15 protein-coding genes, 1 tRNA gene and 1 pseudogene are annotated in these 13,049 nt (G+C 68.4%); 8 read left to right on the top strand and 9 right to left on the bottom strand.

Translation table 11 applies throughout. The annotated features are described in order from the left end of the window. Positions 1–16 precede the first annotated feature (16 nt). On the top strand, positions 17–1,234 hold the full coding sequence (locus AB4Z09_RS21035; protein WP_114718304.1) for an acetyl-CoA C-acetyltransferase: 1,218 nt from the start codon (positions 17–19) through the stop codon (positions 1,232–1,234). A 76-nt stretch (positions 1,235–1,310) separates the two neighbouring features. Here AB4Z09_RS21035 and AB4Z09_RS21030 read toward each other — a convergent pair. Together AB4Z09_RS21030 and AB4Z09_RS21025 are read right to left on the bottom strand one after the other, a co-directional pair. Then, positions 1,311–2,171, bottom strand: a pseudogene (locus tag AB4Z09_RS21030) (DUF559 domain-containing protein). A gap of 141 nt (positions 2,172–2,312) precedes the next feature. Then, the gene (locus AB4Z09_RS21025) at positions 2,313–3,158 is read right to left on the bottom strand and encodes a Bax inhibitor-1/YccA family protein (protein ID WP_442240592.1); all 846 of its coding nucleotides are present in this window, start codon (positions 3,156–3,158) and stop codon (positions 2,313–2,315) included. Between the two features lie 244 nt (positions 3,159–3,402). Between AB4Z09_RS21025 and AB4Z09_RS21020 the strand changes: the two genes are divergently transcribed. Next, a complete protein-coding gene (locus AB4Z09_RS21020; protein WP_114718302.1) occupies positions 3,403–3,741 on the top strand; it encodes a hypothetical protein in 339 nt (112 codons plus the stop codon). Between the two features lie 8 nt (positions 3,742–3,749). On the opposite strand, the gene AB4Z09_RS21015 is transcribed toward AB4Z09_RS21020, so the two are convergent. Then, positions 3,750–4,886: a class I SAM-dependent methyltransferase gene (locus tag AB4Z09_RS21015; protein ID WP_442240591.1), complete on the bottom strand. Its 1,137-nt coding sequence runs from the start codon at positions 4,884–4,886 to the stop codon at positions 3,750–3,752. 139 nt (positions 4,887–5,025) lie between these two features. On the opposite strand from AB4Z09_RS21015, the gene AB4Z09_RS21010 reads away from it, so the two are divergent. Continuing rightward, positions 5,026–5,232, top strand: coding sequence for a hypothetical protein (locus AB4Z09_RS21010; RefSeq protein ID WP_442240590.1), 207 nt, complete (start codon positions 5,026–5,028; stop codon positions 5,230–5,232). Positions 5,233–5,235: 3 nt separating this feature from the next. Here AB4Z09_RS21010 and AB4Z09_RS21005 read toward each other — a convergent pair whose 3' ends face one another. The 3 genes from AB4Z09_RS21005 to AB4Z09_RS20995 form a co-directional block, all read right to left on the bottom strand. After that, positions 5,236–6,291 carry an alpha/beta fold hydrolase gene (locus AB4Z09_RS21005; protein ID WP_174908923.1) on the bottom strand — a complete coding sequence of 352 codons (1,056 nt, stop codon included), beginning with the start codon at positions 6,289–6,291 and terminating at the stop codon, positions 5,236–5,238. 62 nt (positions 6,292–6,353) lie between these two features. Beyond that, complete coding sequence (locus AB4Z09_RS21000; RefSeq protein ID WP_442240589.1) at positions 6,354–6,980, bottom strand: FMN reductase; 627 nt, start codon at positions 6,978–6,980, stop codon at positions 6,354–6,356. Beyond that, on the bottom strand, positions 6,977–8,065 hold the full coding sequence (locus AB4Z09_RS20995) for an LLM class flavin-dependent oxidoreductase (protein ID WP_442240588.1): 1,089 nt from the start codon (positions 8,063–8,065) through the stop codon (positions 6,977–6,979). Before AB4Z09_RS20995 ends, AB4Z09_RS21000 begins: the two co-directional genes overlap by 4 nt. 145 nt (positions 8,066–8,210) lie before the next feature. Here AB4Z09_RS20995 and AB4Z09_RS20990 point away from each other — a divergent pair, with 145 nt between their 5' ends. The 4 genes from AB4Z09_RS20990 to AB4Z09_RS20975 all read left to right on the top strand — a co-directional run bounded on the left by AB4Z09_RS20990 (position 8,211) and on the right by AB4Z09_RS20975 (position 11,198). Then, entirely contained in the window at positions 8,211–9,848 is a 1,638-nt protein-coding gene (locus AB4Z09_RS20990; protein ID WP_174908919.1) for an acyl-CoA dehydrogenase family protein, read from the top strand. A gap of 10 nt (positions 9,849–9,858) precedes the next feature. Continuing rightward, positions 9,859–10,341, top strand: a complete 483-nt coding sequence (locus AB4Z09_RS20985) for an SRPBCC family protein (protein WP_302675478.1) — start codon at positions 9,859–9,861, stop codon at positions 10,339–10,341. Positions 10,342–10,570: 229 nt separating this feature from the next. Continuing rightward, positions 10,571–10,912, top strand: coding sequence for a GNAT family N-acetyltransferase (locus tag AB4Z09_RS20980; protein WP_442240587.1), 342 nt, complete (start codon positions 10,571–10,573; stop codon positions 10,910–10,912). A 28-nt stretch (positions 10,913–10,940) separates the two neighbouring features. Next, positions 10,941–11,198 carry a hypothetical protein gene (locus tag AB4Z09_RS20975; RefSeq protein ID WP_114718295.1) on the top strand — a complete coding sequence of 86 codons (258 nt, stop codon included), beginning with the start codon at positions 10,941–10,943 and terminating at the stop codon, positions 11,196–11,198. Between the two features lie 81 nt (positions 11,199–11,279). Here AB4Z09_RS20975 and AB4Z09_RS20970 read toward each other — a convergent pair whose 3' ends face one another. Together AB4Z09_RS20970 and AB4Z09_RS20965 are read right to left on the bottom strand one after the other, a co-directional pair. Further along, a complete protein-coding gene (locus AB4Z09_RS20970) occupies positions 11,280–11,483 on the bottom strand; it encodes a cold-shock protein (protein ID WP_114718550.1) in 204 nt (67 codons plus the stop codon). 163 nt (positions 11,484–11,646) lie between these two features. Continuing rightward, positions 11,647–12,099 carry a hypothetical protein gene (locus AB4Z09_RS20965; RefSeq protein WP_114718294.1) on the bottom strand — a complete coding sequence of 151 codons (453 nt, stop codon included), beginning with the start codon at positions 12,097–12,099 and terminating at the stop codon, positions 11,647–11,649. 404 nt (positions 12,100–12,503) lie between these two features. Between AB4Z09_RS20965 and AB4Z09_RS20960 the strand changes: the two genes are divergently transcribed. Further along, a complete protein-coding gene (locus AB4Z09_RS20960) occupies positions 12,504–12,749 on the top strand; it encodes a hypothetical protein (RefSeq protein WP_147283438.1) in 246 nt (81 codons plus the stop codon). Positions 12,750–12,944: 195 nt separating this feature from the next. On the opposite strand, the gene AB4Z09_RS20955 is transcribed toward AB4Z09_RS20960, so the two are convergent. Further along, a tRNA-Leu gene (locus AB4Z09_RS20955) sits at positions 12,945–13,018 on the bottom strand. Positions 13,019–13,049: the final 31 nt, after the last annotated feature.

Raw genomic sequence — 13,049 nt, 5'->3', positions numbered from 1 at the left:
GTACGAAGGAGTTTCCATGCCCGAGGCAGTCATTGTCTCCGTTGCCCGCTCGCCCATCGGCCGCGCCATGAAGGGCTCGCTGGCGAGCATGCGTCCGGACGACCTCGCCGCGCAGATGGTTGCCGCCGCGCTGGCCAAGGTTCCCGAGCTCGACCCCACCGAGATCGACGACTTGCTGCTCGGCTGTGGCCTGCCCGGCGGCAAGGCCGGCTTCAACATGGGCCGTATCGTCGCCATCAAGCTCGGCTACGACACCCTGCCCGGCACCACGATCACCCGCTACTGCTCGTCGTCGTTGCAGACCACCCGTATGGCCCTGCACGCGATCAAGGCCGGCGAGGGTGACGTCTTCATCTCCGCCGGTGTCGAGTCGGTGTCGAGCTTCGCCGCCGGCAACTCGGACTCGCTGCCGGACACGAAGAACCCGTTCTTCGCCGAGGCCATGGAGCGCACCGCGACCGCCGCCCAGGGTGGCGTCCAGTGGAGCGACCCGCGGTCGAACGGCATCGTCCCCGACGCGTACATCGCGATGGGCCAGACCGCCGAGAACGTCGCGCAGCTGACCGGCATCTCCCGCGAGGACCAGGACCGCTGGGGCGTCCGCTCGCAGAACCGTGCGGAGGAGGCCATCAAGGCCGGCTTCTTCGAGCGCGAGATCACCCCGGTCACCCTCGCCGACGGCACCGTCGTCAGCACCGACGACGGCCCGCGCGCCGGCGTCACGTACGACGCCGTCAGCCAGCTCAAGCCGGTCTTCCGCCCCGACGGCACCGTCAACGCCGGCAACTGCTGCCCGCTCAACGACGGCGCTGCCGCGCTGGTCATCATGAGCGACACCAAGGCCAAGGAGCTGGGCCTGACCCCGCTGGCCCGCGTCGTCTCCACCGGTGTCTCCGGCCTGTCCCCCGAGATCATGGGCCTGGGCCCGATCGAGGCCACCAAGAAGGCCCTCGCGCTCGCCGGCAAGTCGGTCAGCGACATCGACCTGTTCGAGATCAACGAGGCCTTCGCCGTGCAGGTCCTCGGCTCCGCCCGCGAGCTGAAGATCGACGAGGACAAGCTGAACGTCTCCGGTGGCGCCATCGCCGTCGGCCACCCGTTCGGCATGACCGGCGCCCGCATCACCGCGACGCTGATCAACAACCTGCAGACCCACGACAAGCAGTTCGGTGTCGAGACCATGTGCGTCGGCGGCGGCCAGGGCATGGCAATGGTGCTGGAGCGCCTGAGCTAGTCCTCACCTGATTCCGCGAACGGGCGGTTTTCTGAACGTCGGCCGAGAGGCCCGTCAGAAAACCGCCCGTTCGTCGTCAGACAGGAGCACCGGCGGCTCGGAGCTTTTCCCGTACGCGGGCGACCATGGCCTCCGGCCGGTCGTACAACAGCTCTGCACCTACCCGAACTACCGTCCATCCGAGCGCCTCGAGTTGGGCAAGCCGCTCGATGTCCCTCGCGCGCTACCCTCGGTTCCAGTGATCGGCACCGTCGTACTCCACGAGGACCCACCACTGGACCCAGCCCAGATCCGACCGCGCGAAGACACGTCCACTCCGGTTCCGGATACGTATCTGAGTCTGCGGCCGGGGGAGTCCCGCATCGACGAGAACCAGCCTCGTATGGGTCTCCGGCGGCGACTCCGCACCACCGTCCACGTCGTCGAGGATCCCTCGGAGCCGAGCTATCCCGCGCATGCCGGCGTACCGGTCGGCCAACCGCGACACGTCGATCGGCTTCAAGCCCGTCGCATTGCACAGCGCATCGACTGCCGCGATCGCCTCGAGCCGCGGCAACCTGCGTCCCAGATCGAATGCGGTACGGGCCGGAGTTGCCACCCCGATCCCACCAAGAAGGCGAAACTCGTCCGGTTCGATCCGACAGTTGTGAGTGATCATCCCGGACGGCGGCCGCCAGTGACCCGAACGGATCACCTCGGCAGGTTCATGGCCACCGATCCACTTCGCCCCGTGGAGCGCAGCGGCCGAGAATCCGGTCAGCACCGCATCGGGGCCGGCGAACAGCGCCGCGGCTCGGGCCCGTTTGTCCGGCGTGAGTTCGACGTGCCTGCTCAGGTACACGCCACGGTAGATCCGGACGAAGTCGTGATAGAGCTGGTGATCTGTCAGCCTGCCGGCCACAGTCGATCGCAGGAATGGCTCGTCGTACTCCCCCATCCGTGCAGCATCACCCACCCCGACCGGCAGGACCGCCACCGCCAGCGAGTTATCCCCAGGCCGACGACGACGAACGGGCGGTTTTCTGACAATCGGCCGCGTGGCCTGTCAGAAAACCGCCCGTTCGTGGGGCGCGTGAGGCTAGTCGTTGTTGAAGTAGCTCAGCAGGCGCAGGATCTCGACGTACAGCCACACCAGGGTGACGGTGAGGCCGAGGGCGACGCCCCAGGCGGCCTTCTCCGGCGCCTGGGCGCGGATCAGCTGGTCGGCGGCGTCGAAGTCGAGCAGGAAGCTGAACGCGGCGAGCGCGATGCAGACGAGGCTGAAGACGATGGCGATGGTGCCGCCGTCACGCAGGCCGAAGCCGCCGTCGGTGAAGAAGCTCGCGATCAGGTTGCCGACCATCAGGACCAGGACGCCGATGAGGCCGCCGATGATCATGCGGGTCAGGCGCGGGGTCACGCGGATGGCGCCGGTCTTGTAGACGACCAGCATGCCGAAGAACACACCGAACGTGCCGAGCACGGCCTGGCCGATCAGCACGGACGCCTCAACGCTGTCCGCAACGACCAAGCTGGTGAACATGAAGGAGAAAGCACCCAGGAACACGCCCTCGCACGCCGCGTAGGCGAGCACGATCGCCGGGTTGTCCATCTTGCGGCCGAACGACGCGACCATCACGAGGACGAAGCCGACGAGGCCGCCGACGATGACGAACGGTGCGGCCAGCGCCTCGTTGTTGTTGACCAGGAAGAACGAGATGATCGCCGCCACGGTCAGCACGCCGAGCGTGATCGCGGTCTTGGTGACCACGTCGTCGATCGTCATGGCCCGCTGGGTGGTCTGGTACTGCTCGGGCGCCTGGTACTGCTGCCCGTATTCCTGCGTGACCTGCGCGGCGCCGGCCTGCGCGGATCCGAAGGTGGCGTATCCGCTGCCCTCTTGCTTGGGCAGGTTCTTGAATACCGGGTTGCTGGTGGTGCGCACCGTGCACATCCCTTCTCGTGGTCGTCTGTCGTGCCCGTCGGGGCCCGTCTCGGCCGGGTCGGACCGGCGTCGTTGTCCGTGAAACGTCCGGCACCGAGGGGAAAGTTCCCGCGCGCCGAGCCGAGTTGGACATTTCGGACTGTACCGGGGACGCGTCTGCCACCGCTATACGAGCACCTGATCAACGGTAACGTCGTTCGGCCGCAATCCAGCGGAAAACCACGATTCGGCCGACAATGGGCGCATGGGAATCGAAGACGGATTCGACGAGACACTGGATGTCAGCGAGAGCCTCGATTCTGACGAGGTCCGCAACGCCGACGGCGACGACGTCGTCGACGCCCCCGACGAGTGGAGCGAGGCCGACCGCTTCGGCACCACCCTCAGGGAGGCCGAGCAGGGCGAGAGCCTCGACCAACGCCTCGCCGAGGAGGAGCCGGACACGCCGCCGTCGGGCCCCGACCGTGAGGACGACGACGAACTGCAGGGCGCCGAGATCGTGGACGGGGTCATCGTCGAGGACATCGGACTCCACCGCGGCCAGGTTGACGGGGACGCAGCCGGCGGCGGACCGGTCCAGTAGTCCCCCTGCTATTGCGCGCGGACGGACCGCGTGACGCTGAACTTCGGGTTGCGCCCGACCACCTCGGTGCGCCCCACCGCACGGGCCAGGCCGCTCTTGTACTCGAGATGCGAGTTGAAGACGGTCCACATCTCGCCGCCGGGACGAAGGACGCGTCCGGCCTCGGCGAACATCTTGGTAGCCGCGCCGGTGTGCACCGCCGCGCCCACATGGAACGGCGGGTTGCAGACGATCAGGTCGACGCTCGCGTCCGGAAGCGATGCCATGGCGTCGTCGCGCAGTCCCCGGACCCGATCGCCCACGCCTGCCGCACGGGCCGTCGCCTCGGCCGACGCAACGGCCGCCGCCGACTGGTCGGTCGCGACGACCTCGATCTCGGGGCGCCACGACGCGAGCGCGACGGCCAGGATGCCGGTGCCGCAGCCGAGGTCGACCGCGGTTCGCGCGTCGGGCAGCGCCCGCGGCAGGAACTCGAGCAGGTATCGCGTGCCGATGTCGAGTTTGGTGCCGGCGAAGACCGCACCGTGTGCGAAGACGTCGAGGTCCAGTTCGTCGAGGTGCTCGGAAATCGGGAACCGTGCTGCCGTCGAGATCTCCCGCGGCGTGTCGGCGATCAGCACGCGTGACTTCTGCCGCCCGCGGCTGGCACGCACGTTGACGAAGGACCGGGCCAGCACCTCGTTCATCGTCGGGGTGATGTGCTTGTCGCGTCCACCCGCGAACACGACGACGCCGGGGTCGGCGTAGCGGGCGATCGCGTCGGCGATCTCGTCGAGCTCGTCGAGGCTGCGCGGCAGCTGCAGCAGGACGACGCGGGCGCCGGCCAGCAGTTCCTCCCCCAGGCCGCACGACCGGTAGCAGTCGGACAACTCGAACGTCGACGCATTGTTCGCGAGCGCGCGTTCCCCGGTGAGCGGATCCTGGTGCACACGAATCCCGGTCACTTCGTACTGGACGGCGGTGCCGAGGGTGAGCGCGCCGTAATGGTCGCCGATCACGACGATCGAATCGCCCGGGACCGAGCCCAGGGCGTCCGCCGCCTCGTCGAGGATCAGACGGTCCGCCGCGTCGACGGCGAACAGGTTGGGGGCCTCGACGTCGGGGAATCGACGCATGAGGGTGAACAGGTTTTCCGCGGAGAGCATGGCTGTAAGTGTGCGCGTACCCCGTGACGGCAGCCGGATCGGGGACCGTCCCGAATCCCGGCGAATCGCAATTTCGGGTCTCCTACTGCCGCTAGGCTCCGCCCGAAGGCGCATACCGGACAAACAGTGGCGGGATTCGATGGCGTTCAGGAGAAGGTGCGTAGCGGGAATCGCATCGACGCCGATCGTCCTGCCCTTCACCGCGGAGAATCAGATCGGCGGTCTGACCGTCGACACCGGCGCCACCTACCTGGTCGACGGAGTCCACGAGCGCATACCGGCCCGGCTGTCGACGTCACCCGCCACCGGATCGCTCGCCTCGCTCGGCCCACTGTTCGGAAGCTGAATCTCAGCCGGCCGGTCGCTCACCGAGGAACGCGTCGATGTGCCGCCACGTGGTGTCGCGCGCTCCCGGTCCGGCGAGCAGGCCGAGGTGGCTGCCGGGCGCGGTCTCGAACCGCACCGACGGCGACCCGGTGAGGACGTCGACGATCGCACCGACCGAGTCGGCGGTGGCGATGACGTCACCGGTACCACCGACCGCCAGCACCGGAACGGCGAGTTCGGCGAGCTTGATCGTGGTGCCGCCCACCGTGACCCGGCCCTCGAGGAGTCCGTTGCCGAGCACCAACTCCTCCGCCATCTGATAGAACAGCCGGGCCGGGTACCCGGGCATCTCGGCCATGAACCGATCGATCGCTTCCATCCGGGCGAGGGTCTCGGTGTCGTGCAGGTTGCGCGCGACGAACCACGGCTTGAGGAGTTCCCGCGACGGCGCCGTCGCGCGGTAGGCCACCTGCACCAGGGGCGCCGGCAGTCCACCCATCAGCCGGGTCAGTTCGGTGACCGGGCGGTGTCCGGTGACGCGGGCGACGGCGCGCGCCACGGCCATCGTCGGAATCTTCGAGTAGTCGATCGGCGTGCCGAGCGCGGTGACCGACGCGATCGGCAGATCGGGATGCGCCGAGGCCGTGAGCAGCGCGAGCGTGCCGCCGAGGCTCCAGCCGACGACGTCCACCGGTGCGCCGCCGTGCAGTTCGCTGACCCGTCGCACCGCGCCGGGCACGATGTCGTCGGTCCAGTCCTCGAATCCGAGGTTCCGGTCGGCGTAGCCCATCGTCCCGTAGTCCACGACGTAGGGCGTGCGACCGGACCCGAGCAGGTGCGCCGCGAGGCTCTGCCCGGGCCGCAGGTCGTAGCAGTGCATCGGGACCGCGAGCGGTGGCACGAGCAGCACCGGCGCACCGGAGTCGACGGGGCCGTAGCGGTGCAGATCCCGATGCGGCTCTTGATGAATCAGCTCGGACGGCGTCCGCTCCGACGACCCGACGCCGTCACCGAACGTCAGCCCCCACGCGTTGCGCAATGCGACGTTCAACCGCGTTTCCCAGTCCGATTCCCGCACAGCCCGTTCCCCCGTATCGATCGACGACGACGTTCGTTGCGGGAATCTTACTCGCGAGTCAGTTAGTGCGCCTGCCGGGACAGCAACTCCTCGAAAGGCACCGAGTTCGCGAACGGATCGGCCGGGCCGACGTTCTCACGCGCGATCATCGCCGCGGCCAACTCGCCGGCCGCCCGCTCGATCCGCTGGGCCAGACCCTGGTCGCCGGACCCCGCCCAGTCCTCGGATGCCGCGTAGACCGCGGTCGGGACGGTCGCGGCCCGCAGATACGCGAACATCGGCCGGGCGGCATGCTCGAGTGCGAGCGAGTGCCGACCGGTCCCGCCGGTCGCGCCGAGCAGGGTCGGCATGCCGTCGAGCGTCCCCCGCTCGAGGACGTCGAAGAACGACTTGTACAGCCCGCTGTACGACGCGTTGAAGATCGGCGTGACCGCGATCAGTCCGTCGGACTTCGCCGCCCGGTCGATGACCGCCCGCAACCCGCCACCGGCGAACCCGGTGAGCAGGTTGTCGGTGAGGGCGTGCGCGTGGTCGCGCAGTTCGACGATCTCGACATCCGCGGTGATGCCGCGTTCGGCGAGGGCGTCGACGGTGGCCGCGGCGAGCCGGTCGGCCAGCAACCGGCTCGACGACGGCTGCGTCAGTCCGGCCGAGATCACCGTCAGCGTACGGGTTTTCGCGCCGGTCACGACAGCACCTCCGTCTTCTTCGCGGCCAGCAGGCTCGCATGCGTGGGAGCCTCGGGGACGTGTGCGGGGCGCAGCGCGTCGAACTCGCGTCGCAGCACCGGCACGACCTCCTCGCCCAGCAGGTCGAGTTGCTCGAGGACGGTCTTCAGCGGGAGTCCGGCGTGGTCCATCAGGAACAGCTGACGCTGGTAGTCGCCGAAGCTCTCCCGGAACGAGAGGGTCTTGTCGATGACTTCCTGCGGGCTGCCGACGGTGAGCGGCGTCTGATCGGTGAACTCCTCGAGCGACGGCCCGTGCCCGTAGACCGGGGCGTTGTCGAAGTACGGCCGGAACTCGCGGACCGCGTCCTGGGAGTTCTTGCGCATGAACACCTGGCCACCGAGGCCGACGATCGCCTGATCGGCCGAGCCGTGACCGTAGTGTTCGAAGCGACGACGGTAGAGGTCGATCAGTCGGACGAAGTGATCGCGGGGCCAGAAGATGTTGTTGGCGAAGAAGCCGTCGCCGTAGTACGCGGCCTGCTCGGCGATCTCCGGGCTGCGGATCGACCCGTGCCACACGAACGGCGGGACGTCGTCGAGCGGACGCGGCGTCGAGGTGAACGATTGCAGCGGCGTGCGGAAGCGGCCCTGCCAGTTCACGACGTCCTCACGCCACAGCTTGTGCAGCAGCGCGTAGTTCTCGACCGCCAGAGGGATGCCCTCGCGGATGTCCTTGCCGAACCACGGGTACACGGGACCGGTGTTGCCACGGCCGAGCATGAGGTCGACGCGACCGTCCGCGAGGTGCTGGAGCATCGCGAAGTCCTCGGCGATCTTTACCGGGTCGTTGGTCGTGATCAGCGTCGTGGACGTCGACAGCATGATCCGCTCGGTGCGGGCGGCGATGTAGCCGAGCATCGTCGTCGGCGACGACGGCACGAACGGCGGGTTGTGGTGCTCGCCGGTGGCGAACACGTCGAGCCCGACCTCCTCGGCCTTCTCCGCGATCGCGACCATCGCCTTGATGCGCTCGGCCTCGGTCGGGGTCCGGCCGGTCGTGGGGTCCGTGGTCACGTCACCGACGGTGAAGATTCCGAACTGCATGCCTACCTCCAAAGTATTTCAAGTTTCAACTATATGCGACCAACCGCGGGCGACTCCCCGATATTCCACCGATCTGCTTGACGATCGCCCCCAACCGTCATTGACTGCTGACAAGGATCGCCGTCACCACCGACCAGGGGGTCGTATGAGGGTCACGCACGACGTCACCAACCAGGCTCCGCCGCTGATCGACTACGACGCCGCCGACTACCCGCCGATCCTCGAAGCCCTGCAGCGCGAGGGCGCCCACCACGCGCTCGACGAGGTGCACCACGTCGGACGGCTCGCCGGCGGCGCCGACGCGCAGGCGCTCGGCGATCTCGCGGAGGCTCATCCGCCCGTCCTGCGGACCCACGACCGGTACGGCCACCGCATCGACGAGGTCACCTACGACCCGGCCTACCACCAGCTGATGGACACCGCCGTCGAGTTGGGGCTGCACGGCGCCCCGTGGGGGGATCCCCGACCGCACGCGCATCTCGTGCGCGCCGCGAAGATGGCGGTGTGGGGGCAGGTCGACGCCGGCCACGGATGCCCGATCTCGATGACGTACGCCGCGGTGCCGGCACTGCGCCACAATCCCGAACTCGCGCTGCAGTACGAGCCGCTGCTCACCGCCCGCGTGTACGACCCGGAGCTGCGCGCCCCGCTCACCAAGCCCGGGCTGATCGCGGGTATGTCGATGACCGAGAAGCAGGGCGGCTCCGACGTCCGCGCCGGCACCACCCGCGCCGTCCCGCAATCGGACGGGTCCTACCTGCTCACCGGGCACAAGTGGTTCACGTCGGCGCCGATGTCGGACGTCTTTCTCGTCCTCGCGCAGGCGCCCGGCGGACTCACGTGCTTCCTGCTCCCCCGGATCCTGCCCGACGGCACCTGCAACGCGATGCACCTGCAGCGGCTCAAGGACAAGCTCGGCAATCACTCGAACGCGAGCAGCGAGGTGGAGTACGACGAGGCCGTCGCGTGGCGGGTCGGCGACGAGGGCCGCGGCGTCCGCACCATCGTCGAGATGGTCAACATGACGCGGCTCGACTGCACGATCGGGACCGCGACCGGGATGCGCGTCGGCGTCGCGCAGGCCACCCACCACGCCGTGCACCGCAGCGCCTTCGGCGCCCACCTCATCGATCAGCCCCTCATGCGCAACGTGCTCGCCGATCTCGCCGTCGAGTCGGAGGCGTCCACCACCGTCGCGCTGTGGCTCGCTGCGCTCACCGACCGCGCCGACAACGGCGATCCGCAGGCGTCGACCCTGCGCCGCGTCGCCCTCGCGGTGAGCAAGTACTACGTGTGCAAGCGCGGCCCCGCGCACGCAGCCGAGGCCCTGGAATGCCTGGGCGGCAACGGCTACGTCGAGGAGTCGCGGATGCCCCGGCTGTACCGGGAGGCGCCGCTGCTGTCGGTGTGGGAGGGCTCCGGCAACGTCGCTGCCCTCGATGTCCTGCGCGCGATGGGCCGCCAGCCCGAGTCCGTGGAGGCGTTCTTCGACGAACTCGACGACAGTGCCGGTGCCGACGCCCGCCTCGACGCCGCTGTCGCGAATCTGAAGGACGCGTTCACGGATTTCGACACGCTGCAGCACCGTGCGCGGCGGGTGGTCGGCGACATGGCGCTGGCGCTGCAGGGCGCCCTCCTGGTGCGGCAAGGGCACCCCGCGGTGGCAGACGCCTTCTGCGCGACCCGCCTGGACGGCGACTGGGGCACCGTGTTCGGCACCCTGCCGACCGGCCTGGATCTGGCCCCGATCATCGACCGTGCGACCCCCAAAGTAGGTTCCTGAGAGGCCACTCATGTCCCGTCCCTCACCCGTGTGCGTATCCGTCAGCAAGATGATCGAGGCACGGCCGAGCACGCTGTACGCCCTGATCAGCGACATCACTCGAATGGGTGACTACAGTCCGGAAACCGTGTCGGCCCACTGGCTCGACGGGGCCACCGGCCCACGGGTCGGGGCTCGGTTCGAGGGCTCCAACCGGATCGGCCGCGCACGGTGGTCGACGAAACCGCAGGTCGTCACCGCAGAGCCGGGACACCGTTTCGCGTTCCGGGTGCCGGGGCGATCGGGCGCGTTGTGGACGTACACCTTCGAAGCCACCGAGGGCGGCACGCTGGTGACCGAGGCGATGCAACAGGGTGTGCCGTCGCCGCTGCCCGTCCGGATGATCCAGCGCTGGACCGGGGTGACCGATCGCGCCGAGCATCTGCGACAGGGCATGACGACGACGCTGGACCGACTCGGGGACGAGGCCGTCACGCACGAGCGCCGGGCGTAGCGCACCACGCCAGACGGATCTTCCGTTCGGCCCGCGTTATCCGCTGGGCAAGAGTGGCTTTCGGCACGAAGCATGCCGACCCGGTCACCGAAGCCGCACCGCCGTCGGACTTGCGGACCGTCGTGGCCGTCCGCGTCGGCTGCAGATCGGCGCCCACGACCCAGTGTCCGCCGACGATGAGGACGCCGGAACGCTCGCACCGAGGCGTCCGCGTTGTCATAGTGGAGTCATGGCCGACGAACTGGACGCACAGCCCGAAGTGAATGCCGCACCGGACCTCCGCCGCTACGAGGTACGCGTCGGAGATGCCACCGCCGGATTCACCCAATTCGTCGACAGCGGTGACCAGCGCATCTTCTTCCACACCGAGATCGGCGAGCGTTTCGCCGGTCGGGGTGTGGCGAGCACGCTGATCCGCGCGGCACTCGAGGACACCGTGGCGCACGACAAGCGGATCGTGCCGATCTGCCCGTTCGTGGCCGGATTCCTGGAGAAGCACGACGACTTCAAGGGCTACGTCGACGCCGTCACGCCCGCCACCCAGCAGGCGGTCATCAACTCACAACTCTGACCGGTGACCACCCCGCCTCCGCACCGAAGTGAGTCCGGACCGTACCGGTCCCGATTTCCTGACCTCGTCCCTGCCGCCGTCGAGCAGGCCCGGACACCAGTTGTGCACCGTCGCATCCGAGGACCCCGTCGAGGTCCGACGGCGTCCGGGGCGCCCCTCGCTCGTGGCCGCGGCCGGCGTCCCGACCGGCGTGGTCGACTGGGCCGTCACCGGCACCGCGGCCACCGGAGTCGCAGTGGGATCGCTGGCCGCGCTACCCGTCGGTGTCGCCGCGCTGGTTATCTGACCCCAGACAACACGACAGGCCCCGCTCCGTTTCCGGAGCGGGGCCTGTCGTCAGTCGTCACCCGATTCGGGCGACGCGCGATCAGATCGCGTTGATGTTCGTGGCCTGGGGGCCCTTGGCGCCCTGGCCCAGATCGTAGGAAACGCGCTGGTTCTCGTCGAGGCTGCGGAAGCCGCCGCCCTGGATCTCCGAGTAGTGCGCGAACACGTCAGCGCTGCCGTCCTCGGGAGCGATGAAGCCGAAGCCCTTTTCAGCGTTGAACCACTTCACGGTGCCGGTTGCCATTTTGTACTCCTCATGCTTGCCGATCACGAATCGCCGATGTTCGAGCGACCCGGGCCGGTACTGCCGAAAGCGATACCCGAAGAGGAGATCTATCCCCCACAACTAAAGGAATTGCGAGCGCACAAACATGCAACCACAAAACACTATGACCACTTTCAGTCAATCACACTTGAGTCAAGAAGTCGACGCGATTCGGATCACTTTGCCGGACAGAAGATTTCCGGGCCTCGGTCCGCGACCCGGAAACGCAGCCGCCGGACGCCGCGACGTGGCGCACCCAGCGATCGCTGCGGCGGTGCGTGCGGCCCAGCCGACGGATCTCGCGGAGCCAGAAGTGCGCCGCGAGCGTCGTCTGCGCACAGGCGTCCGGCTCATCCGACGCGCCGTCGACGACGGCGACCAACGCCTCCGAGAGAGCAGCAACCTTGAGGTTGTTCTCCTGCGAGTGCCGCATCAGCAGTTGCGCGGCGGCGTCGGGTTCACACCGGTAGAGGATGCCGACGATCTCCAGGGCGCGCGCCCGGAGCGCCGCGGACCGGCCGCGTGCGTGCTCTCGACGCGCTCCCGAGGAAGCCGGACGGATCCCGACCGGCGAATGGACAGTGCTGTAGTGCATGAAATTCCTTCGTGGTCGTCGCGAGTTCGCCTCGGCGACAACACGTATCGGCGCCTTCGCGCCTGACTGTGATCTTTCGGTCGACGATGGGCCCGACTCGCGAGCGCTCGACCTGTGAGTTCGTGAGGAGGTCAGGGATTCGACGGTGTCGTCGTCCGGCGGCTCAGGACCAGTGTCCGAGCCGGCATGCAGCCTCGATGGCGCACCTGACACACCCACTGTACGGCATGCGCAGGGAAAGGCGACCGTCACCCCCCGCGCCCGGCGCTCCGCCAATCCCCCCAGACCTCCCGTCTCGGCGGTGGCCCGCCCTAACATGGGTAGTGGAACAGGAGCGATGCGCCTTTCGAACCCGCGCTCTCGCGGTGACGGCGCCCACTGGTCCGCGTGGAAAGGATCGACCGATGACACAGGAGAACGACCCACACCACAGCGCCACGCACGGAGGGCGAATGCTCGCGAACATCCTGGCGGCGGCCGCACTCGCGGCAATTCCGCTGAGCATCTCCACGGCTCCGGCAGCGGCCGAGACGGCATACACCGCAGATCGACCGACTGCGGTCGCGGCGACACAGGCAGGCGTCGACCACACCGCCCCGTGCCGACGCTGGCAGAACCCACAGGCGTACGGACACTGGCACTGCCGCTAGCCCGACCGTCGAGCACGCTCAGGCGAGCCACTCCGATAAGGAGTCATCGCAATGGGTTGCAGCGCAGTGACGTCAGCGGCGGATACCGCGAATGGCCCGACGGTTCGTGATGTGCTCAACGGCGGAGGTCCCACCCACCGGATTGCGATGGGCGGGACCTGCGATGCCATGTGCCGGCGGGCGGCGGGACGGAGGTGCCCCCAGTGGGACTCGAACCCACACTTTGCAGATTTTAAGTCTGCTGCCTCTGCCAATTGGGCTATGGGGGCCCACCACCGGCCCGACTCCGGTGGCCACGAC

The organism is Rhodococcus sp. TAF43, assembly GCF_052113525.1.
Taxonomy (GTDB): Bacteria; Actinomycetota; Actinomycetes; order Mycobacteriales; family Mycobacteriaceae; genus Prescottella.
Note: the sequence above shows the minus strand (reverse complement) of the source record. Positions and strands in the feature narration are given on the sequence as shown.

Excerpts from the sequence above, each read along its gene's own strand:
- AB4Z09_RS21035 (WP_114718304.1), top strand. The coding sequence starts at position 17 with ATGCCCGAGGCAGTCATTGTCTCCGTTGCCCGCTCGCCCATCGGCCGC.
- AB4Z09_RS21020 (WP_114718302.1), top strand. The coding sequence starts at position 3,403 with ATGGGAATCGAAGACGGATTCGACGAGACACTGGATGTCAGCGAGAGC.
- AB4Z09_RS21015 (WP_442240591.1), bottom strand. The coding sequence starts at position 4,886 with ATGCTCTCCGCGGAAAACCTGTTCACCCTCATGCGTCGATTCCCCGAC.
- AB4Z09_RS21010 (WP_442240590.1), top strand. The coding sequence starts at position 5,026 with ATGGCGTTCAGGAGAAGGTGCGTAGCGGGAATCGCATCGACGCCGATC.
- AB4Z09_RS20995 (WP_442240588.1), bottom strand. The coding sequence starts at position 8,065 with ATGCAGTTCGGAATCTTCACCGTCGGTGACGTGACCACGGACCCCACG.
- AB4Z09_RS20990 (WP_174908919.1), top strand. The coding sequence starts at position 8,211 with ATGAGGGTCACGCACGACGTCACCAACCAGGCTCCGCCGCTGATCGAC.
- AB4Z09_RS20985 (WP_302675478.1), top strand. The coding sequence starts at position 9,859 with ATGTCCCGTCCCTCACCCGTGTGCGTATCCGTCAGCAAGATGATCGAG.
- AB4Z09_RS20980 (WP_442240587.1), top strand. The coding sequence starts at position 10,571 with ATGGCCGACGAACTGGACGCACAGCCCGAAGTGAATGCCGCACCGGAC.
- AB4Z09_RS20970 (WP_114718550.1), bottom strand. The coding sequence starts at position 11,483 with ATGGCAACCGGCACCGTGAAGTGGTTCAACGCTGAAAAGGGCTTCGGC.
- AB4Z09_RS20965 (WP_114718294.1), bottom strand. The coding sequence starts at position 12,099 with ATGCACTACAGCACTGTCCATTCGCCGGTCGGGATCCGTCCGGCTTCC.
- AB4Z09_RS20960 (WP_147283438.1), top strand. The coding sequence starts at position 12,504 with ATGACACAGGAGAACGACCCACACCACAGCGCCACGCACGGAGGGCGA.